This window comes from Mesorhizobium sp. CNPSo 4661 (assembly GCF_057784215.1).
Map to the genome: position 1 here is coordinate 19,571 of NZ_JBWGIO010000028.1, position 26,685 is coordinate 46,255.

A 26,685-nucleotide genomic window follows, 5' to 3' on the forward strand; every position below is an offset into this window, starting at 1 on the left:
ATACTGGATTGAGTGATAATCAACCTCCCGGTGTGGCGTAACTCAACACAAGTCCGTGCATCAATCTCGACCAGCCATCAATTGCAACAAACAAGAAGAGTTTGAACGGAACAGATATGACTGTCGGCGATACCATCGACATGCCCATCGCCATCAAAATCGTCGTTACGACAAGGTCGATGACGATAAAAGGAAGATAGAGAAGGAAGCCTATTTCAAACGCACGCTTGAGTTCGGATATTAGAAAAGATGGTATGAGAATGGCAAAATCATCAGGTGTGGTTTTGGCACGCATTTCCTCGGGCCAGAGCTTCTCGGTCGAGGAGAGGAAAAAACGGCGCTGCTCATCATTTGTGAACTTCTTGAGATATTCGTGCATGGGCTCGCTCCCCGCTTTAGCGGCGTTGACCCAGTCATCCAACGTTTGATAGCGGAACTTCGGATCGGTCATCCGATCATAGGTCTGTTGAATAACAGGCGCGCTGACGAAAATGGTGAGGATGAATGCCGCAGCATACAACACTATGTTCGGCGGTATCGTCTGAGTACCGAGCGCATTGCGGACGAGAAACAGAACAACCGAGACCTTTACAAACGCCGTGGTTGTGACGACTACTAAAACCAGCAGGCCAAGTCCCGCTGTAATGGCAAGAAGCGACAGAATCGCCGGCTGAACCTCAGTCATTGCATGCCAACCTGTCGCGTAGTCTGACGCCGAGCTGATCTCCGATCCGCACGATGTCGCCACGCCCGATACGCCGACCATTGGCAAGTATGTCGACCGGACCCTCGATCGGTCGACCGAGTTCGAAAATATGCCCTTCGCCGGCGCTCCGCAATTCGCCAAGAGGCATCGGCCAGCGGCCGCATTCAAAGACAAGCACGACCTCGACATCGTCGAGATCAGCTTCCGACGGTTCTTGCTGCAATTCGAATTGTGTCGTCATATGCATATTCTCCAAGGGCCAAGATTGCGGACAAAAGGGCCCCCGCAGGATCAGGTGGTCGCCCTCAATATCTGCCTCGGCCAATAACCGGCCCACGGATAGTGCAATCTGGCCGCGGCCGAACGGCGACTCGTCTGGCAACAGAGCATCACCGACGCTTGCCTTGCGAAGAAGCGCCGCCGGAACGCAAAGCGTGCCGATCCGTCCTGCAACTATGACCGGCAGCTCTGGAGCTAGTTCGCGTGGCTGTCTCGATAACCGGCCAACCAGTTTGCCGAACGCGCGGAAAGCTGATGGCACCGAGCCATCCAGAGGCGAGAACAAGAACAGCCGGCCCTTGCCATTGACCGGCCCGAAGGTGATATCAAGTCCTAGATGAGGAGCCAGTGTCATCGCTTCGCGAACATGCAAGAGCTGCACGTTTGCTTGCGTCTGCTCCTCCAGTCGGGCGACAAGCGGCTCGAGTGCAAATTCGAGAATGAGCGAAGCAGTAGGCTCCGAAGGGAAAGCAAGGCCGCTCTGCACAGTCGTGACGAGCGCCTCTATAAGCCGTCGCGACAACGACAACACGATCGTTTCAGCTCCCACGCGCCACACGCAGTCAAGCATTGGAATGGCGGAGGCTGGTTCCTGCCGCCAGACAATCCCATCCATGCGAACCGACAGCGGCTGGTCGCCGATGCGGCTCTGAAAGGGCTTACGGGTGGTCGCTATATCGTTGACCCACGAGACAACCTCGTGGGACACCGTTAGGGCCGGTTCGAATATAGTAGGTGTGACCACGGGGGCTACCAAGGCGGTTCTAAGCTGCTCAATCGCGTCATCCTCAGCTTCCTATCGGATTTCGTTGTCCGACATTCGGGCCAGCGAATCCCGCCCGTATCGAAGTGACATCTCATCATCAGCCTCTATTTCGCCTGCGGCCTCCGAATGAATATCAACGGCGCGCCGGACGTCATCCTCGATTTGTTGCCACTTGCGCGTTGCCGCCGAACGTCTGACCCACAAGGCCCTCGTCTCTGACGCCGCTGTCTCGGCCTTTGCTTGGATGGCGCGCGCATCATCAAGCGTCTGGCGTCTGGTGTTGACCTCAGCCGCAAGCCGCTCAATGCGAAGGTGGTGATGGTCGAGTGCTGCGCTCGACAAGGTGTCGAGCGACATCAGCTCCTGGTAGTGCTCCGCTTCGGCCCTTGCGCAATGCTGCTGTGCGATTGCGAGCCCCTGGGAGGCATTCCGTACGGCCAAGGTGGCGCTACGGCACTCGGCTTCCTTCTCGGACAGCTCCCTAAGGGCACTACGCTCTTGCATATCCTTCAGAAGCCGTAACCTCGAAGCGTGAATACGATTCACGCGGTCAGACGCGACATCCATGCCACCGTTTCCTCAAAATCCGACGCTTCGCCTTCGCCCTGCCGCAAAAACTCCCTCAGTTCGCCAATCGAGGCGACAGCCCGGTCCGTTAGCGGATCGCCGCCTTGCTTATATTCGCCGACGTTGATCAAAAATTCGGTCTCGGCATAGCGCGAGAGGAGCTCACGGAAGAAGGATGCTGCCTCGCGATGTGCCCCGGACACGACCGCATCCATCACGCGGCTGCGACTCTGCAGGATATCGATAGCGGGAAAATGCGATCGCGCCGCGATAGCGCGTGACAGCACGACGTGGCCGTCGAGAATGCCGCGCGATTCCTCCGCGATGGGATCGCCTGTGCCATCGCCTTCGACAAGCACAGTGTAGAAGGCCGTGATTGAGCCGCGCTCACCCATGCCGGCACGCTCCAGCAGGCCTGGCAACATGGCAAAAACGGAAGGCGGAAAGCCACGCCGGGTCGGAGGCTCGCCCGCAGCAAGGCCTATTTCGCGCATGGCGCGGCAGAAGCGCGTCAGCGAGTCCAACATGAGCGCAACACGTAGCCCTTGTTCGCGAAAGTACTCCGCTAGTGCGGTTGCCATAGGGGCACATTGTGCCCGCTCCACAGCAGAGCGGTCGGAGGTTTCTACGACAACGACCGTACGGCGCAGACCCTCCTCCCCAAGATGCCGTTCGATGAACTCACGAACTTCACGTCCCCGCTCTCCTATGAGCGCGACTATGATAACGTCGGCGGCAGCGCCTTTTACGATCTGCGACAATAAGGTCGACTTGCCACAGCCAGGCTCGCCATAAATCCCGATCCGCTGGCCCTCGCCGCATGTGAGGAGACCATCCAGTGCACGCACCCCGAGCGGGAACGGCAACTCGACGATACGCCTTGTCATCGGATTGGGCGCCCTGCCGTGCAGCGGGCGCGTTTCGGCGGTCCTGAGTTCGCCTTTGCCGTCAAGCGGGCGGCAACGGCTGTCAACCACACGGCCAAGCAAATCCGGGCCCACTGGCACTTCACGCATACGTCCAGTGGATATGACCTCTGCGCGGCTGGACAGGCCAATCAAGTCACCGATCGGCGTGAGCAACACCCCATTGTCCAACAAGCCGATCACCTCGGCTTCGAGCGACAGGCCGGTCCGCGTATCCTGGAGCAAACAAAGTTCCCCAATCCGCGTGTCTGGCAAGACGGCATGGACGAGTGTACCGACAGCCCGCGTGATCCGCCCGCGTACGACACGCGTGTCGATTTGCTTTGCTGTAGACCTCAAAGACGCGATCGCCGGATCGGGAACCCGGCTGCCGGCGACATTATCATGCTGCGGAACGGGCGTGATCACGCTTCGCCTTCTTCGTAATGCAACCCGAAGCCAGTGCGCAGTGCGCGCACCTGTGCATCAAGTCCAAGATCGACATTGCCATACTCGCTCCACAGCACGCACTGTTGCGGCGACAGGGCCGGATCCGGATCGATGCGAACCCTCGGCCGACCCTCCCGCCCGTCGCATTCAACAAACGCACGCGCAAGCAAATCGACTTGTGTGGGACACACATGAAGGCAAACTTCAGCGCCGCCATATTTGCTCTCAATCGCGTGGCGAACCGCTTTCATCAACAGCTCCCCCGGATCGAATGCGCCCAGGAGATCGCTTAGGATCTCTATCACCAGCTGTGGCAATTCCTGCTCCAGAACCGCCTTTCGTTGCGCCACTTCGGAGGCTGCCCGCGCAACCAGCCTTGCCATTTCTTCCGCGCCTGCATGCAAGCCCTCGGTATGGCCGCGCGCCCGCTCCCGCTCGTAAGCTGCGCGTACATGGCTGCGAACCCGCTGTTGATACCGTTTTGCTGCGTCAAGTGCCTCCGTGGCGCTGTGCCAGATATCGAGTTCACGCGCCGCTATGAGTGGTCCGACTGGGCGCATCTGCGGCGCGCCGCGTGCTGCTGAAACATCGGGTGTCATATCACCTGGACTCCGTCTCAAGATGGGCCAAGACAAGCGAAAACACCTGGCCCGAGGCACTCCTGTGTTCGGGCGCTGGGTTCTCGGCGGCGGTCCCGACGGGCAACCGCAGAAGCACGCGTTTACGCTCACGCGCCGAACTGTCATCGAGCCAAGCGCCAAGGCAGGCATGTCCATCGTGCTCAATTTGCTGCGCGAGTTTTTCCGGATCAGCAATCAAGCTGGTCTCAATCGCGTGCTCCAGATGTCGGATGCCAAACGCGTGGGCATCCTCGCCGATATGTCCAACAAGCGCGGTGAGGTGAGGCTTTGAAACGAGCTTCAGCAGCGAACGGGCATGCCAGATACTCCCGGCAAGGAGGGCAGCCCGACGCGGATCATATCCGCGCAGAAGATCCGGCCCCCAGCCGCTTCCGTTCGATTCCATTCCATTGTCAAGCAGCAGTTCTGCCAGTCTTGGTTGCAGCCTGGGACACTTTTGCAACTGCACCAATGTCGCAGCCGACAACGCCGGATCAAGACATGCCGCAAGACGAGTTGGATGCGCCGAAGCAGCAAGATTGCTCAGGCGTACGTGATCACGCTCGGCGGTCTCTATCGCTGTCGGCATCTGGGTATATTACCTATGCCCTATGGCCGATGAGCTTTTTGCGAATAGCCTCGACGGCTGACCCACCGGGGCGGCCCTCGACCTTGGCTAGTTCGCCCGATGACTGCCTGCGCCGACGCCTTAGAACACTGGCCAGAAGATAGCACGCCACTGCGAACACAGCCGCGGCAACACCCGTCACGATTGCCAGAAGTGGCGCTGGATCGGATCTCGGTGCTTGGGCCGAAACAGTCGGTTGTGGAGGCTTTTGCTCATGTATGGACGGTTCCACCGGCACCAGAACTACTTCGACCTTTTCGTAGGACAGGCCTTCGATGCTGTCAGCGACGAGCATCTTTATCTGGGGCAGCAGAGCTGAGATGTTTGCTTTCGCGTCATGCCGGATGAAAACCGAGGCCGAGGATGGCGTGCCGCCCGATCGTAACAGGTCGTTGTTCGGCAGAACGACATGAACACGCACCGAGAAGACGCCATCGATATCGCTGATCGTTCGCGACAACTCTTCGCTCAGGGCATAGACGTAGCGGGCACGCTCCTCGGTCGGCGAGGCAATCAGGCCTGATCCGCTGAAAATCTCGCCGAGGTTCTTGAAAGATTGGCGGGGCAAGCCCTTGGCATTCAGCAGGTTGATTGAGCGCGCAAGCAGCTTCTCGTCGACCTGGATCGTGCTGGTCCCATCTTTGGCGGCAACTCGGACCGCATCAACCCCATTGTCAATCAGAAGAGCGACCATCTCATTCGCCTCGCGCTCCTGTAATTGCGTGTAGAGGTCGACCTTGCACCCACTCAGGGCGAAGAGAAGTGGCAGCACGACAAAATGAAGCGATCGCCAACCAGGCGGGCGACTACGCATGATCTCGCCATGGGCCAAGCCAGTCATGCGGGCCGTTCATCCCTCTTTCAAGAGCTTGTTCACAGATGAGGTGATGCCGCTGACACCTTTGGATATAAGGGAAACTTGGGTGACGCCATTATAGACATCGCGCAGATCAGCAATCATCGATTCGAAATCATGTCCTGGCTGCGTTCCGGGTCCCCCACTTTCGACGGGGAGCTTCTGTGTCGGCTGAGCGAGAGCGTCCTTCTGCAGGGCGACGTGATGGTCAAGCGCTGCAGGCGTAACTGCGCTGACACGGTACATTGAAGAAATCGTCTCGAGCACGCGGTCGCCCAGTGGGCTTGTCGGTGCAGCCGCGCGTTGCACATCCAACTGCGCGACAACTGGCGCCGCTCTCGCTTGCTCAGAAACGGTATCGTCTTTCATCGAGGCTGCCGCCTGCGTTAGCGCGCGATCGAACTGCGCCTGTTCGCCCAATGACGGTGACGCGGCCCGGGGAAGAAAATCCGTCAGACTGGCAGCGATCGAAGTGACAGGCGTCATTATGCAATACCCGATTGTTTTCTCTCCCACGCAGGATGAGCCCAGCCGGTTGTTACCCGCTGTTGTGTCGATGCCTACAGAGGCAAGCTGACGACAAGCTGACGAAGGCCATGGTTGATCATTTAAAAAGTCACATGCCGGCCTTTAGAGACTTGTGAGAGTTTCAGCCTTTGGTTTATCACGACAACATGTCAAGAACGCTCATCCGATCCACGATCCTGAACAGCTTGAAGAGACTTCTCTGCCTGGGGTTTCTTTTCTCCATCGGAATTCACACAACTCTCGCCGTCCCTCTGTCGCTGCCCTCCACACCCTATAGGTACACGGTTCTGGATCAGGATCTCTCTGCCGCGTTGCAGGACTTCGGCGACAACCTGAACATCACGATCAACATCAGCCCCGAGGTGAAGGGGCGGATTCGCGGGCGCATGCCAGATTTGCCACCGCGCGAGTTCCTCGACCGGTTGACCAAGGTGTACGATCTCCAATGGTACTATGATGGGCTTGTGCTCTATGTAACTGCCGCACATGAGGCGCAAACGCGGATGCTTGTGTTGACTTCGATTCGCTTCGAAGCGTTCAAGGCGGCTCTCGATAAATTTGGCATCTCCGATAACCGCTATGTCGTGAGACCCGCGCCGGGAAATGGCCTCGTCTTGGTTTCCGGTCCGCCGCGCTTCATCGCTCTCGTGGAACAGACGTTCAATGGCCTCGTGGCGGAGGCGCAGGCGCATCCTCGCGTCGCACCGGCGCCGACGAGGGAATCTACGATGATATTGTTTCGCGGCTCCTCCACCATGGTCGTCCGCGATGGGCAGCCAGAAGCCTCGTATTCTTCTGACGTGCCACAGCAAGATGGCGCGAAGCCCCAGCTGAGTCAGAAATGATACCTATGGATCGCCGCAGTTGGCCGGAGAAGGCATCAACAGCAACCGCATCCTAATTGAGCATTTCTTTCCAATTCGTCAGGTTCTCGAAAGCTAAACGGCTCATCGTGGGATTCATGATCTCAAACGATCACTGGCCGTTGTGCCGGAGTTGAACCTTCGAGCCATCAAGGAGCGGAGCAATCAAAGTGGGCAAGGGGCGAGTTGGCGTCCCGGCCAATGCCTGGAATTGTTAAAGTTCATGAACACGTTGGCGTCGCCCTCCTAGGGGATTGCAGTCACGTCTAAGGAGCCAAAAATGTCGATCAATAGCGCCACAAACGTTTACAGCAGCACGGATCTCTCGCTGGACAAAAGCCTGAACCCCTCGCAGTTTGCACAGCTCTGGTCGAGCTCGGCATCTGCATTAGACAGGACTCAGCAAAGAGCGCCGTCCTTTGACGGGATGCTGTCTAGTTACCTGCTCGAAACAAAGGATGGTCCCTTCGCGCTTCGGGATGCGCTGTCGCGGAATGTTGACTTGCCTGAAGGATTGTACCGGCCCTCATCGGAACCGGTGTCGGATGCCGCGTCCTCCCTGGAAGAGTTGAGCCGGCACCCACTGGACCTTCTGCCGCCACATATGAGGGCGGCAATCGAAGCAATGGATCAGCAGCCTCAGCCCACTGCGACCGATCCCCAGGCCACTGCGACCGATCCCCAGCCCGTGGCGCCCGCGCCTATAAGGAGCGACAGAATCACGTGGAACGGAGGCTCGCTGACCGATCGGGAGTTGCAGATCGTGGCGGTGCTGAACCGTCACAAGGACCTAATGCCCCTTGATTGGAAATCGTTGGGGGAGAAAGCCAATGATCCCTCCACGCCACCGGACTTGAAAGCGGCGATCGAGGCCTTGCAGCAGGATCCAGAGCTCTTTTACGCGATCGGCTCGCAGGGCGATGGCCGCTGCGGCGGAAAGATCAAGGCGAAGGATCTGGCCGGATTCTCCAACGGTCACCCACAAGTTGCGGCGTTTCAGGAGCAGCAGGCGCAAAACTACACAAAGAACTACATTCCATCCGACAGCACTGAAAATGCACAGCCGTCGGTCATGACGGCGAGCGATGCGATGCGCGAGCTTTACCGATACTCCGAAAACCTGCCGAAGAATCTCAGTGTGGCTGATTTCAAGCAGATCGTTTCAGGCGAAGCCAAAACCGGCAAATGTCCGCCCCAGGTCATTGCTGCGGCCCAGTACTTCGTCGATCACCCATCTGAGTGGAAGCAGTTGTACGGTGGTGAGATAGACAAGGTTCATAAAGAAGATTTCCTGCAGGTCGCTTCATCAGCGATGAGCCTCACTCGAACCGAGCTGGATACTATCGAAACGATCAAGGGCAACCAGGACGCCTTCTTTGGGAGCGGTGTCCTGACTCGTGATAAGCTCGAGAAGATGGCAGCGGACAAGAGCCTGGATCCAAAAGTGCAGCAAGCGGCCTCACAGCTACTCGCGGATCCTCTACTGTTCAGCCTGCTCAACAATTCGATCACAGGCTACAAGACCCACCATCGTTTCTTCGACTTCGGCGGCGGGCATACGGTCGATTCCGGAAACATCAGCAAAAACGATTTTGCCCACTTCTACGACGGTATGTCGTCTGCGAATCGCGCCGTTCAGCAGCCAAAGACCCATGTGCCTGAAACCGCTGCGGAGCAGGAAGCCACTTCGGACATGATGGCGGGCCTGACGGACCAGCCTGATACCAAGTCAGCCAAAAAGAACGGCGGAGCTTTCATGCATGCGGTAGCCGGAGTGCTCAAAATTCACTCTCAAATTCTTGACTGGGCTGCAACGGCGGTGGGCTTGCTTAGCTTCGTCCCCGGCATCGGACAAATAGCCGATGTTGCATCGATGGCGCTTGCATCAGAGGCGCAAGCGGAAAATCTTGTCCGTACAGCCATTACCGGAGGCAATATGAAGCATGCCCTGGAAGAAGCTGGCATCGCTATCGGATCACAGGCGCTCGGCCTCATTGCGGGGCCTGAGGTCAAACTGGCAATTCGCAACGGACTCGTGAAGAAGGCGCTCGAAGAGGCCGCCACGGCCGGGATCAATCTGCCGATTACCGTGGCTCAAACCTATGCGGAAGGTTATTTGAATAACCTGCACGCACGCCTTAACTCCGCGCCTGCATAAGCCGGTGGTGTTCCCAACCGGGTCGGCACAACGGCTTTGTCTCAATATTGCCTGACGTGCGCTTTCCTGCGCGTACCTTGTCCATGCGGTCGATCGGCCGCCGCGCAGGCTTTGCCTCCAGCTCGCCGATCTGATCGGCGGCTGGAAAATCGGAAGTTCGAGATCCGGTCCGGAGCAGGTCCAGCTTGATCCGGTGGATCTACTTTTGCACTTGGCCGATGAGAAGGTGAGTACAGCTCGAAAAGGCAACCCCGCAGGAATTCTGCGCGCCAAGCAGAGAGCAACACCAAGGCCTCATAGGAGGTGGATTTTCAAAAGGATTGCCGCACAAAGTGGAGCCTAGCTCCGGTCAGCCCGGCCGCAACCCGAACATCGGTCGCGACCCTGGCCGGGTGTCAATGATGACGATGCTATCCGTCTTGTCTAGCTGGATATAGCAAGGAAACCGCGCCGATCCGCATCATCAGCTGCGGACGGCTAACATGCTGATAGGTGCGGCGTCCGCGAAGACGGGACCTCCGATAGCCCGGGGCCCATGGTTGCGTAACGGCCCCGCCTGGCTCACGGCCAGGCAGCCGCGCTGACTTGCTCGACACGGCCCGGCCCCGGTGGAGGCGCCTCGCCATTAAACCAAGTCGTTCGCCGGCGATAAAGGCGGCGCGGAGCTTCGGATCCCGACAACGATAGTCGCTCAGTGCTGTTGCTGTGGTCCGTGGCCAGAGGGTGCTGGGGGAATTGTCGACCCTGTCGCGGTGACAGTTACCGCTGTATCCCAAGCAACTGGTCAGCTCAGCCCGCCGTCGTGAGGTGAGGGGCAGCCTGTACCCATCCGGGTTGTCCAATGACCACGATAAGGCGACGATCGAGCATTTAAACAAGTTTGCGTCAGCCATAGCGAATTCGAGGAATCCTCGATCGTACCTCCTGGAGCAGGTGCCGACTCTATCGGGCGAAGAGGAAGGACACGAAATTACTCACCATTTTTGTCCGCGGTGAATGTCCTATACTTGGCAACCGGGATGGCCGCACGATCACCCTTGCTTGGTGTGACAGCCTTGTTGTCGAACAAGTCGCGCGGATCGTTGATCATTACCGCGAGATTGTGGCGTGTGGAACAGCCAAGTGTCTGGTCGAAGGTTTCATCGTTGAGTCCCGTACTGGAAAACGACGGACAGACAGGAGGGCGGGCCTGATAGACAATCGCCTCTATTCGCGCTGCGCGGCCGTCGTGTTGGTCCAGCAAGTGGATGTTGGAAGCGCCGATGCCCATCAGCTTCGCCTGATGGACTGCCTCTGCGCGGAGCAGGGGCGACCCGCTGATAAGAAGACGAAGCGCATCGCGCCGACCCCTGCTGGCCCTCTCGAGGAAAAGGCGCAGACGCTGCAGTTCTGAAGCGCGAAGGCTTTCCAATATGAAGACGGAGCTCTCTTGCCGGATGAGAATCGGTGTCGATGGCTCGACGTAGATCGGTGAGCTTACGCAGCCACCTAAGCTTGTCGTCAGGGCGACCAGGAGAAGTTTGATCCGCAACGTTACAATACCTACTATTCGATAATAAAGCCGTCACTGCTCTTGGCATCTGGCGCGCCGGTGCGCACAGCAGCGCGGCCTCGCGGCGCAGTTGCCAACGAATTGGTCACAGTAACACCCCTGTCCGAGTGCAAAGCCTTGCGGTCCGTTGGCGCGCTCATCTGGTCGGGGCTCGATCCCGGTCTTACGATGTAAGGCGTAACCAAAATAACCAATTCCGACTCATCCTTTTGAAACGAGGACGAACGGAACAGCGCGCCAAGGACCGGGACTTCGGCGAGCCCTGGGAAAGCACTGATGCTATTGCTGGCGTTACGCCGGATCAGCCCACCAATCGCAAAGCTTTGCCCGCTGGCGAGTTCGACGACTGTGTCGGCACGGCGCGTGGAAATTGCCGGCACTGAGATGCCGTTGATTTGAACGGCGCCTTGTGACGTGAGTTCACTCACTTCCGGCTTTACGCGAATATTGATCTGGTCGTTGCTGAGAACTGTGGGTAAGAACTCGAGGCTGACGCCGAAGCGACGGAATTCAATCGAAACTTGCCCATTTTGCTGAGGGACAGGGATAGGAAATTCCCCTCCTGCGAGGAAGCTAGCGGTCTGACCGGACATCGCAGTGAGATTCGGCTCAGCCAAGACGGAAGCAATGTGCTCCTTGGCGAGAGCATCGAGCACCGCTCCGATGCTGACATTGCCATCGTCGTATCCGATTTCTGCTGTACCACCACCACCGGCCGCACCAGAGCCAGCACCTTTGTCGCCGCTTAACAAACCAACTTTGAAGTTGCCGAATTGTCCGAAGGCCGACAGGTTAATACCCAGTTGCTTCATGGCACCCCGGGAGACCTCCGCAACGCGCACACTCAAATTGACCTGCAAGGAACCAGCGACCTTGATGTTATTGACGACCTGCGCACCGTCACCGAGAAATTGCTCAGTGACGCTTTTCGCGGTGTCGACGGCTGCTGCGTCGGGCGCTGTACCGCTAAGGATTGCGCCGCGCGGCGTATACTTGACGCGGATCGGATAGTCGCCGACCTGCTCCCTCAACATGGCCCGCAGATCGCCAATCGGTTGCGTGACGACAATATGCAGCTCGGCCAGAGCCTCGCCCCTATCATCCAAGGCGAACAGGCTGGTCCGCCCGGTTTTCTTGCCGAAGACGAAGACGGTCTTGTTCGAGGGTGCCTGATAATCGGCGATCGTAGGGTCGGCAACAAAGATGGTAGCGGCTGGGCCGGGCAGATGGATTGTCTTGCCGAGCGAAGAGGAAAGGTTCAGCGTGGCATGGATGCTATTGGAAGCGGCAGCCGGCTTCACGTCATCCCCGTTTTCTTGAGCCGCGGCAGAAAGCGGCGATAACAGCATGAGTGCGCACAGGAGAGGGCCCAAGTAAGGACAGCCAGTAGCTCTCAAATCGTCGATGAGGGTTGGCCGCCGATTGGTGCCAGGATGACGAGTTCGAACCATTTTCAAGACATTCTTTTTGTCACATGACCAACTATGCGGATGCCGCATCAGGCAATTCAAGAATGTAACCAATGCCCCGCACGGTCTTGATCAGTGGCGTTGCACCTGACCTCTTTAGATGTCCACGTAGGCGATAGATTCCGACTTCGAGCGCGTTGGTAGATACTTCTTCGTTGAACGAATAGAGATGGCCTTCCAGCTGCTCACGCGGCACGATGCGGCCTGCACGATTAAGCAGATGCTCAAGAATACATAGTTCGCGGCGTGCGATCGTCAGGGGACGACCTGCAACGCAAATCTCTCGGCTGATCGGGTCGAAGTTGAGATTGCCAAATACAAGGATGGGGTCAGTCATCCATGTCGACCGGCGCTGAATGGCTCTCATTCTGGCGATGAGCTCTTCAGGACTGACCGGCTTGAGTAGAAAATCGTCCGCGCCACCATTGAAAATGGCGATTCGCTTCTCGCGATCGCCAAGACTGCTCATAATGATGGCAGGAACTGAATGGCCCCCGCTCCTTAGCTCCTTCAGCCAGCCCAAGCCATCGCCATCGGGCAGACCCAACTCCAGCAGGAGAATTTCATAGCTCGCGCAATGAAATGCACTCGAGGCCTGTTCCAGAGTGCAAGCTACGTCAACGGCAAAACCGCTATCCACGAGCGCAACGCGCACAGCGCGCACGAAAGCCGTATGATGATCAACGATCAACGTTCGCATGTCACCTCACAATCGATGCAGGAAAATCAATTAAGCGTCACCGTCAGCCAGGACCCGGGGTAACAGCAGAAGTCGCGCGGAGCGCAGTCGTGGCCACTCTTTCGCATGAGTAATTGCTGAAGCATGCAAGCCGCATGCCGGCAGCCGCGGATAAGATCATGTGAATACCTGTTTGCGGACCGAAACCGACGGTCGGCCGGCACAAAATGCCACCAACCTCGCCTGCGATTTCTCTGCGCATCGACCCTCCTGCATGTACCGCCCTGCTTTCATCAGCCCAGCGTTGCCCGGAGCCCATGATTCGATGACTAAAGGTGTTAGCTTTGAAGGACCAATCGATTGTTCTGCTCGGAGGCATCCACGCGGTGGATGCATTCCGGTTATCCCGATGCCGTTCAAGGAACCGACATTCGAAATGACCTCGATCGGTGTACAGGCTGACTAAGCCTTCGACATTGGGTGTACCCGAGCGCAGATGCGCATAGGGATTTGACGAGGCTGTCACGACATAGGTGCCGCTGTCAGTGCGTGTGGGTGAGACCAAGTGTCTGAAGCGAGCGCGGCGCTTCGCCGACGATGGCCTGCTCACCCCATATCGACTGGCCAGTTGAGCTTCCCCTGGCAATGCCGACAGAGAGACGCCGTGACGTGATGCCCGAGCGGAGACCATGCGTTCCGCTGCGTTTTGTCGACTGATCGAAGCTAAAGCGCGACGCGGACTATCGGAAGGTCCTCCAGGAGCGTCTCGATCGTGTCGCCGGTGGAGAGGCGGCCATGGATCGCGCTGGCGGCGAGCCGCGAACCTTCCTTTATCGCTAGAGGACCCCTCTGATCGCTTGGCTGCCCGCGTTGCGCACCGTGCGCAGTCTCAATTCAGGTATCGTGGTCGGGGCATAACTGTCGGCGCGCTCGACCGTGTCCCGAGCCACGGACCCAGCATGCAGGACGACGGCAGGGCTCACTTTATTCTCGCTGTCTTGAGGTTCGCCGCGGACATCCCCGACAGTTTGCGCCCAACGAATTTCCTGTCGTCGACGGTCATGCAGATCGGAGAAATAAATGGAGCCTGTCGTCGTCAATTTGAGAATGGCGGTATTGACGAGCCGCCGCTGTGGCGTCGCCGTCGTAAGGACACCCACGTCGCCAACTCGTGGGTTCAATGTCCCAGCAGGCGAGGGGCACTGGAGTTACGCGGACGGAACGGCCCCTTACAATTGCAAATGGCGAGATCCGCCGCCACAGGGTCCAGAAGCCAGCGCGCGAAGCAGACGATGATGACCAGTCTGGCCAAATCCAACGGCGGCGCTGAGCGCGTGATGCATGTCCGAAACCTGACAACGACAGAAAACATGTCGGGTTCAATACAAGGCGTATCTTGGGATGGTGGCGGCTTTCAAGCGAAGTCATCCCGCACTGCGCGCTGAGCGAGTTGGCACGACCTTTGCTCGTTGAAATCCGGCAACAATGAATGCGGCAACACACACTGAGTTAATGGAGGATGCACCAGACGGGCGAGACGAGCGATGGTCTCCTTCCTTGAACCTGTGTGCCCCTCGCTAAGACGCAAACAAGCTCGCGCATAAAGTCGCGCTGCCTCGCCGCAATAGCCTTGGAGAGCAATATGGCATTTCGGATCGACTCACCGGCTCCTTCGATCAAGGCGAAGACCTGGGTGTGTGGTGAGCCCCTCACCAGCTTCCAATCCGGCAAAGTGTACGTCTTCGCGTTTTGGGCAACTTGGTGCGGATCATGCGCAGCGGCGGCGTCCCAATTGGTGCAACTGCAAGAGAAATATAAGGACGGCGGACTTGAGGTCGTCGGAACCGCTGCCGATGATTACGCTCTCTCGCCTGTTGAGGCCCGAGCCAAGCTGGACGCATGGCTAACCGAAAAGTTCTCGGGTCTGAACTATCCGGTCGCATTCGATTCCTCAGGGGATAGGAACAGGCTTTGGAGGGAGCCCAACTTTTCTGTCGGGCTGCCCACCTCGTTCGTGGTCGACCGGGACGGTAACATCGCCTTCATCGGGCATCCGAGGCAACTCGAAGAGGTGTTGCCGAAAGTCCTTAACGGCAACTGGCGCGCCAACGACGAAGCGAAAGCGGCCGATATGGAGAAGATCGCCAGAAACGATGCAATAGCGCGCGTAGAGGCGTTGAAGAAGCCGATCAAGGACAGATTCTGTGCGGCGATAAGGAAAGAGGATTGGAAGGCGGCGCTCTCGGTAATCGAACAGGGCGTCGCCTTGATGCCGGACGATATCCATTTCCGCTTGGCTCATGTGCATTTGGTGCTTCACAAAATGCATGACATGTGGACCGGCGTGCCCCTCATGCGCGAATTGGTTCGCGATGCGATCGACAGAAACTCCGAGAACTGGATGCTTGCAGCCCTGGACCAACTCTTCGGTCCCGCACATGACCATTCGCGCTTCCCGTCCGCCGAGCGCTTCGCGATCGGCAAAGAGTTGTCCGAACACATACTCGCACTCAATCCCGCGCAAGGCGCCCGCCCAAAGTTCCAGTCCTATCCTGCGGTCGCCAGGTACTATTACGAGAGTGGCAACAAGGATTGCGCGATCGAGTTGCTGAAGCTGGCACTGAAGTCGCTCGATGCCCCGGAGCCTGTCCCGGACGGCTTGAGACGACATCTCCTGCCAGATTTGCTGCAGGCCTTGGCCAACTACAAGGCTGGGAGGACTGTGACAGCGCTCTCTGCGCGTCTGCGCAGAACATTTTCCAAAAATACCAAAGTGCGGCCGGCCGGACAAAATAGGTAAAAAGGCGCGTCAGTTTGCATGTTTACTGGTCAATTCGTCCAGCTACTTGGCGTGGCCGCAGCAAATAGGCCCGATGCGGTGCCAGGTAAATCGTTTGCGGGAGTTTCAAGGGGACTCCAATCTTGCGACGACCTGCGGTCACATCGCGATGCAGTTGATGTTGCACGGATATCGGCGAAGGCCCTGCACTCGAAGACGCCTCCAAGGTTGGCCACCGGCCCATCGATTTCGTGGAATTGCGCGCCCCGGACTGGGCGCCGACCGCGCAAGTGTGCCCGAAGTAGGCGTTGCCGAAGAAAGAAATCGTCCTTCAAGGAAGAGGAATGGGGAAATTGAAATGTGTGACGCCGCGATTAGCCCCTGCGGTCGACGAGGACGAAGCGGCCCTTGCCACCCCGTTCGTCAGATGTCTCGTGCGGGTGATCCGTGCCCAGGAAGCCTACTGCTTGTGGGAAGGCAAATCGGACGCCGCGCTGCTGGCGGACTTCATCGTCACCAAAAAACAGTGCCGTGCGATTCCTGGCATCGGCTATCCCGATCCGGACGTGCTGTGGAGGCTCGACATGTTTTACACCGCCGTCGGGCTTGCGATCGCGGAGCGTTTTCGCCCGGTGACATCGCCAATCATGGAGATGAGAACCGTAAGGCCTCCGGGCGCGTGCGCTTCGGGGCCAGGCGTTTGCTCGTTCTGTCCTGATGTCGATCGGTTCGGCTTCGAGACTTTCCGGCAACTCGCGGAAGCCGGTAGCAAACTGGTCGACGATGCGACAGCAGACACTGAGCCCTGTGCCGGCGTGGCGATGGCGTGATGAAAACCGGAGACGGATTAATGTCAGATCTCGAGGAGTTGCAGAAGAAGGTCCGCAGGCTGCAATCGCGTGCGGGAACTGCGAAGATGGAGCTGCACGATCTTGCCGAGGACCTCCCGGTCAACTGGACTGAGATCAAGGCGGTTGCCGCAAAAACGTTCGCCGTTTTTGCCGAGTGGGACGCTGCCAAGAGGGACCTCGCTGCGCGGGAGAATTCGCGATGACGAACGCTTTCGTCACCCGCGACGGATCCGCCTGGATGCCGCAGTATCTCACCGCTATCGACGGCACGACCTGCATCGGCTGCGGCCGTTGCTTCAAGGTCTGCTCGCGCGAGGTCATGCACCTTTACGGCGTCGATGACGCTGGTGAAATCCTCGGCCGCTGCGACGGCGAAGACGACGATTTCGATGGCGAGCTCAATCGCATGATCATGGTCGTCGACCATGCTGGCCGCTGTGTCGGCTGCGGAGCCTGCGCACGCGTCTGCCCGAAGAACTGCCAGACACATGTTGCGGCCGACAAGATCACTGCGTGACATGGCCGACAAACCAGGAGAACGGAGTTGCCCTATAGAACCTTCTGTCTCGTCCTGTGGCTGGTGCTGTGTGCCGTCGCCTCGAGCGTCTACGTCGCTTCGCATTCCATCCGCGCAGTGGTGGTCACGACACTTGCTTGTTCGTTGCTCCTTCAGCTGACCTATTTCGCAAGCGTGCTCTTTCTGGTCTGGCGATCCGGCTGCGCTAGCAGGGGCTGCAAGAACGGAACATTTCGGTCGTTGCAAGAAAATCCGATTGCGCCGAACGACAATGAGGTGGCCGATGGATCCTCAGACATGCCTCAGCGTCTTGCAATTGGCCGCATGTCGCGATTTCGTTGAGGCGCGGTGGCAAGACCAACATTTCAGTCATCCAGTCCCCGCAGAATGCAACTCTTCAGTTCGACCTGCAGTGGGAGTCGATCGTAGCAGGTTGCATCCCCGACCGCTTGATTGTGAGACGCTGGATATAATGATCGGCCTTCCTTGAGCATCGGACAACGCCGCGTGCCGCAAAAGCAAACCCGCCTCTTAGCCGACCCTGCAAGCTAGGTTTTTGCCGGAGACAACATGCTTCAAAAGTTCGAGCGCTACCCGCTCACCTTTGGACCGACGCCCATCGAGAAACTCGACCGCCTTGGCAGGCATCTGGGGGGAAAGGTGGAAATCTACGCTAAACGTGAGGACTGCAACTCCGGACTCGCATTTGGCGGAAACAAGTTGCGCAAGCTCGAATACATCATCCCAGACGCCATCGCCTCAGACGCCGATACGCTTGTTTCCATCGGCGGCGTGCAGTCCAACCACACGCGCATCGTGGCCTCGGTCGCCGCCAGGATTGGCATGAAATGCCTCCTGGTTCAGGAGAGCTGGGTCCCACACGAGGATGCCGTTTATGACCGTGTCGGCAACATTCTTCTGAGCCGCATCATGGGAGCAGAGGTGCATTTGGTCGACGAGGGCTTTGACATCGGGATTCGCCGCAGTTGGGAAAATGCGCTCGATGAGGTCAAGGCGAGGGGCGGCAGACCCTATGCAATACCAGCTGGCGCGTCCGTCCACCCATATGGTGGTCTCGGCTACGTGGGGTTCGCGGAGGAGGTGCGCGCTCAGGAGAAACAGCTTGGGTTCGCATTTGACTTTATCGTGGTTTGCACCGTCACGGGCTCGACACATGCCGGCATGCTCGTCGGATTTGCCAACGATGGTCGACATCGCAATGTCATCGGTATCGATGCCTCTGCCACTCCAGCGCAAACCAAGGCGCAAGTGCTGTCAATTGCCGAACATACAGCGGAGCTCGTCGATCTCAAAATGGGACTGGTCGAGGAAGATGTGGTGTTGCTCGAGGAGTACGCTCACCCCTGTTACGGCATTCCCTCATCGCAAACCAAGGATGCTATTCGTCTGTGCGCGCGGCTCGAGGGTATAATTACCGATCCCGTTTACGAGGGAAAATCGATGCAAGGGATGATCGACCTGGTCCAGAAAGGCTTTTTTGCCGAAGGTTCGAGGGTCCTTTTCGCGCATCTCGGCGGTGCGCCGGCGATCAACGGCTATAGCTACAGCTTTCGCAACGGCTGAGCCGTACGGACCGTGTCAGAAATGACCCGGCTGGGCGTTAGACATCGACTCAGAAAAATCAGACGTATGCAAACAATGTTGCGTAGCTAACCGCCTGCCCTGAACGCTCGACATGTTAGCCTTTTTTTGTTGTAGTTTGACCCGCGAAGCGGCCTTCATACCCACGAACCGGCGTGCCCAGAGTTTGCTCAAAAATCAGCTGGCAAATTTTCATCCCAGTCCGCAGCTTGACCGGTACTTTATTGTGATTGACCATTTCGAGCCGGATCTGGCCGGCGAAGCCTGCATGGATGGTCGGGGCGGTTAGATGAATTCCGATCCCTAATCTGGCAAGAGAGCTTTTCCCCTCAACGCGAGCAGCTATCCGAGACTGGAACTTCAATTCCACGAACTCGCGCGTCCAAGCCAGGATCATGTGGTGGGGCGGAAATTCAAACCCGTGATCTTCATCGATATCGACGGGCGTCGTGATTTCCGCCATTACCTCTTCGTGATTGTATCCCTTCTGCGAAGGATCAATAGAGAGGTTAATGCCTGTCTTCTGGTCTTTGAAAAGGGTCAGACGTCGATCAAGCGTTAGATCGAGGCTGGTCGAGCTGTAGAAGGAGATGTCAGGGGCGGGGTCGATAATGATCGCTTCGTTTTGCAAAGCGATCTGGATTTCCCTGTCAGTCAGTATCATCCCGCCCCTCCATGTCTATTCTACCGATGCTTGTGGCACCCATACTCTCCATGATCCGTTGATGGTTTCACGCGGAAGCTCAACAAGCAGGTTCGAATCATGGCTATTTATCGGATAGCCAATCTCCAATTTATTGTCCTTAAGTGAACGTTGATTCACAACCAAATGTTCAGCGCCGGTAGTGGTGTCCACAGAAACGACTACCTCACTAGGGTGCGTCGCAGGACCTACGTGCCTAACCCGAACCTTCATTGATTTAACCTCCTCAGCCAGGCTGCGTATGATTTTTGAACCCAAGTTGATCTAGGGCGGGTGATTTGCCTATCCATCGCACTTGTTTTCAACAGTTTCCTTGCCCCAGGCTTGCACCGGAACAAAGTGAGAACAAAATGCCAGTTTTTGGCCAACTGGTCGAATCACGTTTTGTTCTGAGTGTCGAAGGACGGGCGTTAACAGCCCGTTAACCCAATGCGAACGGCCCACCTTGTGGAGGGGCGGGCCGCTCTTGGGTTCTGTGTTTTCAGCTTGTCTTCTATGGGGTGCCAATGTCTCTACGAGACTACATGTTGACCCGATATCGGTGTCAGGCACAAGCGCTACGCCCGTTCGTCGGGTTTGTCAAATATAGGCGCCCCCGGCTAGGAGCCGCCGCAACGGCTGCCGGCCGGGAAATTAACGCGCAAGGATTCCGCACTGTTTTTCCCACTCGTCACGCCCCCACGAGGGCGCCAAGATCCTCACTTGAAAATCGCGACTTTGCCCAATGGGCCGAGGTCTTCGGCGTCGCAACCTCACTTCTCGATTGCCTGCTTCCACCACGCGGTTGTCTTCCAGATCGAAGGATAGTGCTATCGGCTCCGGCAGCAAGCCGAGTTCTTGTCCCAACACACGCGATAAAAAGCTTCCATCACGCTGCCGACAATAAATCCACGATGGCGGCCGTGCAGCCGGCCACCGAAAGTGGACACCACTCCACGATAGCCTGAGCGGCGAAACTGGGGAACTTCGGCACTTCCTTGAATGATCCGCGTCGTCTACCAGGCGCTCGGCGTCGATGTTAAAGGCCGAAAACTGGCGGTCGAGATGGATGCAAAGCTGAAGGCAGCCGAAAAGCAGGCCGCAGCGATCAAGGAACGCGAGCATGTTCGTGCTGCCGGCACAAGACGGCAAGATCTTTGCCGCGGGCAGCGACACCGCAGGCGACGGTATCATTAGCCTGTCAATGCGGTAGAGGGGTTCTCCAGCTACAAGCAGATGTCCGATGAGGCGATCGTCACTGCCAGCGGATGTGATCCTGCCGATGAAGAATGCCGGGCCGCCGATCTCGCAGGACGAGCTGTTCGCGAACCGCTCCATCGCCTCGAACCACTGGCATAGCCCGCACGAAAGAGGCTGAACACAATACGATCCCAGGATCTAGGTCAGGCTTACGTCAGGTGCAGGGGGTATGTTCGGCGTCGAAGCGCGCACTGTTGTGCAATAACGACAATCCGCACTTGCTCAGCGGCGAACTGGTTCGTCGCCGCGCAGTGTGATGAGTTCCGCCCTGCTGCGTCGAAACAAAGCGGTGCGGCCGTCGCGGCGGTACCGTGTGTGCCAAGCGTTGTAACCGACATTGTCGCCTACAGAGGAGACGAATTTTGACGGGAGTTGGCCGACGTTTGAATGCGCCCAGCGGATCAGGCACGCACTGGTCCCGTGCTGAATCAGATCAGGGCAGTGGAAAGGATGGCTCGGCGTTCGGTTCTGTCGTGCAGGGCTTGCGCTCCCGCGATCGAGAGTCAGGATCGTCCTCCGTTCAACGGCCGCCTTCGACCACCGATGTCGGGCGCCGCACGTCAGCCGATTCCTCCGTTAACGCGCGTGATGGCCGGCCCCTCGACTTGCCGCAACGGGAAGAAAGTTCGGCGCGTTGGAGTACCGAGGGCCGCGGTGCCGACCCGTCCAGGAGTTCACAACCACGTCTCCCTTCGTCGCGCAGGCAACCCGTATCCGGCCTGGAGCGCAGACCTAAACGAAGGCGCCTGGATGATGTTGCCACCTTGGGCGAGCAAACCGCAATCTCAGAGGTACAATCGAACGAAGCTCTACACGCGATTTACTACGCCCACGACATCGTGGGATTCTCATGCGCAGTGGTGGAGCATGACAGACGGCTGCAGGAGGCGGGCGACGAGATCCATGCAGCCTTCCTGCAAAAGGCCGCCGCACAGTTCAAAAATCAATTCGTCCCTCGCTTCGACGACGATATCCGCCGCGGGAAATCGTGGGGCTACGCCACGGCATGCAACGCGGTGAGTCGCGAGACCGGAGGTCAGGAAGGTATCGAAGCTTGCAAGGCGATGGCAGCTCGGGTGTCGCAGCTTCGTAATGCATCATTACGTGAAGTCGACCCCAAGGCCCTTTCGCTCTTGGCGGCATCATTTAGTCGGAATCCGCAGTCGAAAACATGCCGCAACGGAACAATCAGAATCGCCGAATTTTGCCGCGATGATGGCAGGGCACTGGGGGCGCTGAATAGTCAAAGTCTATCGTTGCTGGTGAACGGTTTCAGCAAGTGGCCGGAATGTCCGGAAACTCGTGCCGGCACTGAAGCCGTGGCCGGTGAGGTCCGTCGCCGCACCGACCGGCGTTTCCGGCTCGCTGATTTTAAGCAGCAGCATCTTGCGAACCTCGTAAACGGTTTTAGCAAGTGGCCGGAAGAGGAGTGGTCTCGCCAGGCCTCCGGAGCGATTGCCGGTGAGGTTGTTCGCCGCACTCGCGATGACTTCGGGCTCTCTGCTTTTAATCACCAGGACTTGGCGAACCTCGTGAACGGTTTCGGCAAGTGCCCTGAACAGGAGGTCTTTTGCAAAGCCACAGTTGACATCGCGGGCGAGGTTCTTCGCCGAGACCGCCGTGCCGGGCTCTCTGAATTCACTAACCAGGAACTGGCGAACCTGGTGCAGGGTTTCAGCAAGTGGCCAGAAGAGGCGGCTTTTCGCCAAGCCGCAGGCGCGATAGCCGGCGAGGTCCTGCGTCGTGACCACCGTGCCCGGCTGTCTGATTTTACTCCGCAGCATCTTGCGCTGTTTGTGAACGGTTTCAGCAAGTGGCCGGAAGAGCAGTGGTCTCGCCAAGCCATCGGGGCGATCGCCGGTGAGGTCGGCCGCGCCGCCGCCCATGGCGGGTCCGGGCTCTCTGCTTTTAATCACCAGGACCTGGCGAACCTGGTGAACGGTTTTAGCAAATGGCCGGACGGGGATGTCTATCGCCAAGCCACAGTCGCAATCTCTACAGAACTCTCTCGCCGCGCCGGCGAGCAAGGGCTCTCTCATTTTACCCCACAGGAGCTGGCCAACCTGGTGAACGGGTTCAGCAAAATCCCGCACGATGCGGACTATCGCCAAGCCACAGCCGCAATCGCCAGTGAGGTTATTCGCCGCGGCGTCCAAATTTCTGATTTTAATCACCACGACTTGACCAACCTGGTGAACGGTTTCAGCAAGTGGCCACAACAGGCGGACTGTCGCGATGCGACACGCGCGATCGCAAGTGACGTGTTTCGCCGCGCCGACCAGTTGCCTCATCTTACTCAGCAGGCGCTGGCGACATTCGTGAACGGTTTCAGCAAGTGGCCGGAAGAGGCGGCGTCTCGCCAAGCCGCAGTCGCGATCGCCGGCGAGGTCAGTCGCCGTGCCGAGCGCGGCGAGTTCGAGCTCTCTGAGTCTGATCCCCAGGACCTGGTGCACCTGGTGAACGGCTTCAGCAAATGGCCGCACGAGGCGGGCTGTGGCAGCGCCACTGCGGCAATCGCCGGTGAGGTCCGTCGCCGCCCCGACCGGCTCTCTGCTTTTGATCACCAGGGTCTGGCAAACCTTGTGAACGGCTTCAGCAAGTGGCCGCAAGAGGCGGCATCTCGCCGAGCCACCAGCGCGATCGCCAGCGAGATTCTTCGCCGCGGCGCCCGCCTCCGTGACTTTGCCCACCAGCACCTGGCTAATCTGGTCAATGGTTTCAGCAAGTGGCCGGAGCGGGCGGACTGTCGCGATGCAATGCGCGCGATCGCCGGTGAGGTCTTTCGCCGCGCCGACCAGTTCCCTCATCTTGCTCAGCAGGCGCTGGCGACATTGGTGAATGGTTTCAGCAAGTGGCCGGAAGAGGCCGCCTCTCGCCATGCCACAGTCGCGATCGCCGGTGAGGTTAGTCGTCGCGCCGCGCGCGGCGACGTCGGACTCGCTGATTTTAATCGCCAGGACTTGGTGCACCTGGCGAACGGTTTCAGCAAATGGCCGCAAGACGCGGGCAATCAGCAAGCAACGGACGCGATAGCGCATGAGGTCCTTGCCCGCCGCGCCCGACTGTCTGATTTTACGCCCTCGCACCTGGCGAATCTGGCGAACGCTTTTAGCAAGTGGCCGAACGGGGCGTATTGTCGCGAGGCGACAGCCACAGTCGCGGAGGAAATCCGCCAACGCCAGGTCTCCGATTTTGCTCCGCACGAGCTGGCGAACCTGGTCAACGGTTTCAGCAAGTTGCCGGAAGTGGCGGCATCTCGCCAAGCCACCGCCGCGATAGCAAGCGAGGTCCTTCGCAGCCCCCGGCTCAAGGACTTTAATCAACAAGATCTGGCTAATTTGGTGAACGGTTTCAGCAAATGGCGGGAAGAGCCGAACTGTCGCGACGCCACGGTTGCGGTCGCCGACGAGGTCCGTCGCCGCCAGCTCTTTGACTTTGCCCCGCAGGGGCTAGCGAACCTGGTGAACGGTTTCAGCAAATGGCCGGAGGCGCCGGACTGTCGCGACGCCGCGGTCGCGGTCGCCAATGAGCTCGTTCGCCGCGGCGCCCAGCTCTCTGATTTTACCCATCAGCACTTGGCTAATCTGGCGAATGGATTCAGCAAATGGCCGGAGGCACCCGACTGTCGCGACGCCACCGTCGCAATCGGACGAGAAGTTCTTGACCGTGATATCCGGCTTTCTCCTTCGCAGGAGCTAGCGAACCTGGTGAACGCGTTCAGCAAGTGGCCAGATCAGGCGAAGTGCCAGCAAGCCACGATCGCGATCGCGCATGAGGTCTTTCTCCGCGCCTCTTTGCTCTCTGGGGTTGACCCGCTGGAGCTGGCAAATCTGGTGAATGGCTTCAGCAAATGGCCTGAAGCGCCGGAATGCCGCGATGCCACGTTTGCGATTGCGGGTGAACTCCTTCGCCGCGGCGCCCAACTTTCCAATTTTGCCCACCAGCACTTGGCTAATCTGGTGAATGGTTTCAGCAAGTGGCCGGACGGGGCGGACTGTCGCGATGCAACACGCGCGATTGCCGGTGAGGTCTCTCGCCGAGCCGAACTCTCTGATTTTTCCCCGCTGGGACTGGCGAACCTGTTGAACGGCTTCAGCAAGTGGCCGGATGAAGAGGGCTGTCGCAAAGCCGCGATCGTGATCGCCGGGGAAGCGCGTAAGCGCCAGTTCGCCGATTTCGCTCCTCAGGTCGTGGCGACCTTGATGAACGGATTCACCAAGTGGCCGGAAGAGGAGGCGTGCCGGCAGTCCACGATGGACATTGCGCGCGCATTGGGCACGCGAGGGCAACGATTCGGTGTGTTCACCACCCCCCAACTGACTATTCTCGCCAATGCTCTGTCACGAATGATCATGAGGGCAGAGGACAGCGGGGACATTCCGGACGCTGCTCTGCCGAAGGATCGTTTACATAAGCTCGCCCACCACCTGCACTACGACAGTGACCGCCTGGCACAGGCTGGCGTTCTGCACATCACAACCATTTTCAAGGCGCTGGGTAAGGCTCGGCTGTCTGATGATTTCGGTTTGCTAGCACCGACAGGCTTGAACCGGCTCGCGGAATTGCGTCAAGCCCCTGAATTTACGGCCCAGAACGATCTGGAAACCATGGGTAATCTGTGTGCTGCTCTGCTGCCGCTGGCGCGCAGCCCGCAAAAGGCTCTGCGCTGGCACCGCACGCAGGCCCTCAATCTGCTCAACGACCTCCAACCCGTGGTCGAGCAGAAGATCGAGGCGCATCTGAGCGCAAGCGATGCGGAACGGACCCGCGGGCCGCTCGCCAGCCGCTGCCCCGCCTTGTCGATCTATCAGACGCTTAAGGCCCGCGCGGTCCTGGAGAGATTGTTCAGGCCACCGTATGTCGAGGGCAAGAAGTCCGATTTGCGGGTGAGGCAGCAAGAGCTTGAGTTCAAGACCAAGGAGATCCTGGACAGCACGCGCGGCCTCATAGAAGGCGACCTGTCCAGCATGAGCTGGAACCTGATCGCGCAGATCGAGGCGGAAAGTCCAGTTGACGCGCTCGACTTATTCATGGAGCAGGATGCGGCGGCGATCCAGGCCCAACATCCTGCGTCGGTGTTCGACGTGCATCAGGTCTTGCGAAGCATGGATCACGAACCCAGACCGCCGCAGGGTGAGGCGGGACTGATGCAACTGCCTGTGGTGGACATGCAGGGCCGGCCTCTGGCCACGGAACCGGAGAAACGGTATTCGATTTTTCATCGGCTGACCTCGGGAGCTTTGCCGGTCGTTGCGGTGCAGCTGCCAGGAACCCCGAGCGCCTTCATGCTGGCGCGCACGGTGAACGTCAACGGTGTGCCATACCGCATGGACCTGTTCGGCGGCAGCAAGTTGAAGCCACCGCGATTGACCGTGTCTCAGATCGCAGCCCGTGCTCCAGGCGACGCAGCAAAACCTTCCGGGGGAAAGCTGCTGGCCATTCCCTATGCCGATACCGCACCGGGCACCGCCTTCGAGCAGCTGTCGCGTGCCTGGGCTCCTTTCAAGGAGGCATATTATTACACTCAGCGCAGGGGTTTTGCCGCGCCGCCGGCAATCAAGGGCCTGGGGGTTCACGACTACGCGCTGGAAGGCGCCTTCAAACTGTCGCTGCTGCCGGATCGCCCCGCCAACCAGGAGCATCCCTTCAGGCTGACTGGGCCGGAGGGCCCGATCGCCTTGCGACCACATGACGGCTGCGGCTTCATCAGGGCCTCGCTGGCCGAACGTATGCCGGCTGTTCGTCGCGCCGGCGAGCAGGAAGGTCCTGATCGCGTGCCTGCCTATGGTGAGGGAAGGAAATCATGCCTGCCAGTCTCGGCGCTGCAACATTATCCGCGCGGCGAGCAAGTGGCGGATGAGGCGCGAGAGAAAGCCATGACCTGGCTCGAGAGCCGACAAGGCCAAGAGCTGTCGGCTGAAGATCTGTTTCGCACCGTGACCGCCGGACATATCGACGGTCCCGGTGC

At 58.6% G+C, this 26,685-nt stretch carries 23 protein-coding genes and 1 pseudogene; 12 read left to right on the forward strand and 12 right to left on the reverse strand.

The features are described 5' to 3' along the window. Positions 1–19: 19 nt before the first annotated feature. From sctR to AC0YKC_RS30195, 8 genes are all read right to left on the reverse strand, one after another. Positions 20–685: a type III secretion system export apparatus subunit SctR gene (sctR, locus tag AC0YKC_RS30160; RefSeq protein WP_488513672.1), complete on the reverse strand. Its 666-nt coding sequence runs from the start codon at positions 683–685 to the stop codon at positions 20–22. Then, on the reverse strand, positions 678–1,694 hold the full coding sequence (sctQ, locus tag AC0YKC_RS30165; protein WP_488513673.1) for a type III secretion system cytoplasmic ring protein SctQ: 1,017 nt from the start codon (positions 1,692–1,694) through the stop codon (positions 678–680). Before sctQ ends, sctR begins: the two co-directional genes overlap by 8 nt. Before the next feature lie 87 nt (positions 1,695–1,781). Continuing rightward, positions 1,782–2,318: a hypothetical protein gene (locus AC0YKC_RS30170; RefSeq protein ID WP_488513674.1), complete on the reverse strand. Its 537-nt coding sequence runs from the start codon at positions 2,316–2,318 to the stop codon at positions 1,782–1,784. Beyond that, positions 2,294–3,652: a type III secretion system ATPase SctN gene (gene sctN / locus AC0YKC_RS30175; RefSeq protein ID WP_488513675.1), complete on the reverse strand. Its 1,359-nt coding sequence runs from the start codon at positions 3,650–3,652 to the stop codon at positions 2,294–2,296. Before sctN ends, AC0YKC_RS30170 begins: the two co-directional genes overlap by 25 nt. Continuing rightward, positions 3,649–4,272 carry a type III secretion system stator protein SctL gene (gene sctL / locus AC0YKC_RS30180; RefSeq protein ID WP_488513676.1) on the reverse strand — a complete coding sequence of 208 codons (624 nt, stop codon included), beginning with the start codon at positions 4,270–4,272 and terminating at the stop codon, positions 3,649–3,651. The genes sctN and sctL overlap by 4 nt, the downstream gene beginning before the upstream one ends. 1 nt (position 4,273) lies before the next feature. After that, complete coding sequence (locus tag AC0YKC_RS30185; RefSeq protein ID WP_488513677.1) at positions 4,274–4,882, reverse strand: nodulation protein NolU; 609 nt, start codon at positions 4,880–4,882, stop codon at positions 4,274–4,276. A 13-nt stretch (positions 4,883–4,895) separates the two neighbouring features. Further along, positions 4,896–5,762 (reverse strand): type III secretion system inner membrane ring lipoprotein SctJ, encoded by an 867-nt coding sequence (gene sctJ / locus AC0YKC_RS30190; RefSeq protein WP_488513678.1) that lies wholly within the window; start codon positions 5,760–5,762, stop codon positions 4,896–4,898. Between the two features lie 9 nt (positions 5,763–5,771). After that, positions 5,772–6,263, reverse strand: coding sequence for a nodulation protein NolB (locus AC0YKC_RS30195; protein WP_488513679.1), 492 nt, complete (start codon positions 6,261–6,263; stop codon positions 5,772–5,774). Between the two features lie 188 nt (positions 6,264–6,451). Here AC0YKC_RS30195 and AC0YKC_RS30200 point away from each other — a divergent pair, with 188 nt between their 5' ends. Next, on the forward strand, positions 6,452–7,150 hold the full coding sequence (locus AC0YKC_RS30200) for a secretin N-terminal domain-containing protein (protein ID WP_488513694.1): 699 nt from the start codon (positions 6,452–6,454) through the stop codon (positions 7,148–7,150). Between the two features lie 298 nt (positions 7,151–7,448). Then, the gene (locus AC0YKC_RS30205; protein ID WP_488513680.1) at positions 7,449–9,326 is read left to right on the forward strand and encodes an HrpF/NolX family T3SS translocon protein; all 1,878 of its coding nucleotides are present in this window, start codon (positions 7,449–7,451) and stop codon (positions 9,324–9,326) included. 970 nt (positions 9,327–10,296) lie between these two features. Here AC0YKC_RS30205 and AC0YKC_RS30210 read toward each other — a convergent pair. From AC0YKC_RS30210 to AC0YKC_RS30220, 3 genes are read right to left on the reverse strand one after another with little or no spacing between them, the layout of a single operon-like run. Then, entirely contained in the window at positions 10,297–10,857 is a 561-nt protein-coding gene (locus tag AC0YKC_RS30210; RefSeq protein WP_488513681.1) for a CpaD family pilus assembly lipoprotein, read from the reverse strand. Positions 10,858–10,871: 14 nt separating this feature from the next. After that, positions 10,872–12,329 carry a type II and III secretion system protein family protein gene (locus tag AC0YKC_RS30215; protein WP_488513695.1) on the reverse strand — a complete coding sequence of 486 codons (1,458 nt, stop codon included), beginning with the start codon at positions 12,327–12,329 and terminating at the stop codon, positions 10,872–10,874. Positions 12,330–12,360: 31 nt separating this feature from the next. Then, positions 12,361–13,047 (reverse strand): response regulator, encoded by a 687-nt coding sequence (locus tag AC0YKC_RS30220; protein ID WP_488513682.1) that lies wholly within the window; start codon positions 13,045–13,047, stop codon positions 12,361–12,363. 938 nt (positions 13,048–13,985) lie between these two features. Between AC0YKC_RS30220 and AC0YKC_RS30225 the strand changes: the two genes are divergently transcribed. From AC0YKC_RS30225 to AC0YKC_RS30255, 7 genes are all read left to right on the forward strand, one after another. Continuing rightward, the gene (locus tag AC0YKC_RS30225; protein WP_488513683.1) at positions 13,986–14,471 is read left to right on the forward strand and encodes a hypothetical protein; all 486 of its coding nucleotides are present in this window, start codon (positions 13,986–13,988) and stop codon (positions 14,469–14,471) included. 197 nt (positions 14,472–14,668) lie between these two features. After that, positions 14,669–15,826, forward strand: coding sequence for a TlpA disulfide reductase family protein (locus AC0YKC_RS30230; RefSeq protein WP_488513684.1), 1,158 nt, complete (start codon positions 14,669–14,671; stop codon positions 15,824–15,826). A gap of 287 nt (positions 15,827–16,113) precedes the next feature. Next, complete coding sequence (locus AC0YKC_RS30235; protein ID WP_488513685.1) at positions 16,114–16,635, forward strand: DUF269 domain-containing protein; 522 nt, start codon at positions 16,114–16,116, stop codon at positions 16,633–16,635. 20 nt (positions 16,636–16,655) lie between these two features. Beyond that, a complete protein-coding gene (locus AC0YKC_RS30240; RefSeq protein WP_488513686.1) occupies positions 16,656–16,859 on the forward strand; it encodes a CCE_0567 family metalloprotein in 204 nt (67 codons plus the stop codon). Further along, positions 16,856–17,173, forward strand: a complete 318-nt coding sequence (fdxB, locus tag AC0YKC_RS30245; RefSeq protein WP_488513687.1) for a ferredoxin III, nif-specific — start codon at positions 16,856–16,858, stop codon at positions 17,171–17,173. Before AC0YKC_RS30240 ends, fdxB begins: the two co-directional genes overlap by 4 nt. Before the next feature lie 120 nt (positions 17,174–17,293). Then, complete coding sequence (locus AC0YKC_RS30250; protein WP_488513696.1) at positions 17,294–17,515, forward strand: exopolysaccharide production repressor protein; 222 nt, start codon at positions 17,294–17,296, stop codon at positions 17,513–17,515. Positions 17,516–17,743: 228 nt separating this feature from the next. Continuing rightward, a complete protein-coding gene (locus tag AC0YKC_RS30255) occupies positions 17,744–18,757 on the forward strand; it encodes a 1-aminocyclopropane-1-carboxylate deaminase (RefSeq protein WP_488513688.1) in 1,014 nt (337 codons plus the stop codon). A 115-nt stretch (positions 18,758–18,872) separates the two neighbouring features. Here AC0YKC_RS30255 and dcd read toward each other — a convergent pair whose 3' ends face one another. Then, entirely contained in the window at positions 18,873–19,439 is a 567-nt protein-coding gene (dcd, locus tag AC0YKC_RS30260; protein ID WP_488513689.1) for a dCTP deaminase, read from the reverse strand. Between the two features lie 1,020 nt (positions 19,440–20,459). Between dcd and AC0YKC_RS30265 the strand changes: the two genes are divergently transcribed. The 3 genes and pseudogenes from AC0YKC_RS30265 to AC0YKC_RS30275 all read left to right on the forward strand — a co-directional run. Next, complete coding sequence (locus tag AC0YKC_RS30265) at positions 20,460–20,654, forward strand: hypothetical protein (RefSeq protein ID WP_488513690.1); 195 nt, start codon at positions 20,460–20,462, stop codon at positions 20,652–20,654. A gap of 46 nt (positions 20,655–20,700) precedes the next feature. Further along, positions 20,701–20,835, forward strand: coding sequence for a hypothetical protein (locus tag AC0YKC_RS30270; RefSeq protein WP_488513691.1), 135 nt, complete (start codon positions 20,701–20,703; stop codon positions 20,833–20,835). A 646-nt stretch (positions 20,836–21,481) separates the two neighbouring features. Further along, positions 21,482–26,685 (forward strand): annotated as a pseudogene (locus tag AC0YKC_RS30275) (hypothetical protein); the annotation flags it as partial.

Excerpts from the sequence above, each read along its gene's own strand:
- sctR (WP_488513672.1), bottom strand. The coding sequence starts at position 685 with ATGACTGAGGTTCAGCCGGCGATTCTGTCGCTTCTTGCCATTACAGCG.
- AC0YKC_RS30170 (WP_488513674.1), bottom strand. The coding sequence starts at position 2,318 with ATGGATGTCGCGTCTGACCGCGTGAATCGTATTCACGCTTCGAGGTTA.
- sctL (WP_488513676.1), bottom strand. The coding sequence starts at position 4,272 with ATGACACCCGATGTTTCAGCAGCACGCGGCGCGCCGCAGATGCGCCCA.
- AC0YKC_RS30185 (WP_488513677.1), bottom strand. The coding sequence starts at position 4,882 with ATGCCGACAGCGATAGAGACCGCCGAGCGTGATCACGTACGCCTGAGC.
- sctJ (WP_488513678.1), bottom strand. The coding sequence starts at position 5,762 with ATGACTGGCTTGGCCCATGGCGAGATCATGCGTAGTCGCCCGCCTGGT.
- AC0YKC_RS30195 (WP_488513679.1), bottom strand. The coding sequence starts at position 6,263 with ATGACGCCTGTCACTTCGATCGCTGCCAGTCTGACGGATTTTCTTCCC.
- AC0YKC_RS30200 (WP_488513694.1), top strand. The coding sequence starts at position 6,452 with ATGTCAAGAACGCTCATCCGATCCACGATCCTGAACAGCTTGAAGAGA.
- AC0YKC_RS30205 (WP_488513680.1), top strand. The coding sequence starts at position 7,449 with ATGTCGATCAATAGCGCCACAAACGTTTACAGCAGCACGGATCTCTCG.
- AC0YKC_RS30215 (WP_488513695.1), bottom strand. The coding sequence starts at position 12,329 with ATGGTTCGAACTCGTCATCCTGGCACCAATCGGCGGCCAACCCTCATC.
- AC0YKC_RS30220 (WP_488513682.1), bottom strand. The coding sequence starts at position 13,047 with ATGCGAACGTTGATCGTTGATCATCATACGGCTTTCGTGCGCGCTGTG.
- AC0YKC_RS30225 (WP_488513683.1), top strand. The coding sequence starts at position 13,986 with ATGCAGGACGACGGCAGGGCTCACTTTATTCTCGCTGTCTTGAGGTTC.
- AC0YKC_RS30230 (WP_488513684.1), top strand. The coding sequence starts at position 14,669 with ATGGCATTTCGGATCGACTCACCGGCTCCTTCGATCAAGGCGAAGACC.
- AC0YKC_RS30240 (WP_488513686.1), top strand. The coding sequence starts at position 16,656 with ATGTCAGATCTCGAGGAGTTGCAGAAGAAGGTCCGCAGGCTGCAATCG.
- fdxB (WP_488513687.1), top strand. The coding sequence starts at position 16,856 with ATGACGAACGCTTTCGTCACCCGCGACGGATCCGCCTGGATGCCGCAG.
- AC0YKC_RS30255 (WP_488513688.1), top strand. The coding sequence starts at position 17,744 with ATGCTTCAAAAGTTCGAGCGCTACCCGCTCACCTTTGGACCGACGCCC.
- dcd (WP_488513689.1), bottom strand. The coding sequence starts at position 19,439 with ATGATACTGACTGACAGGGAAATCCAGATCGCTTTGCAAAACGAAGCG.
- AC0YKC_RS30265 (WP_488513690.1), top strand. The coding sequence starts at position 20,460 with ATGATCCGCGTCGTCTACCAGGCGCTCGGCGTCGATGTTAAAGGCCGA.
- AC0YKC_RS30270 (WP_488513691.1), top strand. The coding sequence starts at position 20,701 with ATGAGGCGATCGTCACTGCCAGCGGATGTGATCCTGCCGATGAAGAAT.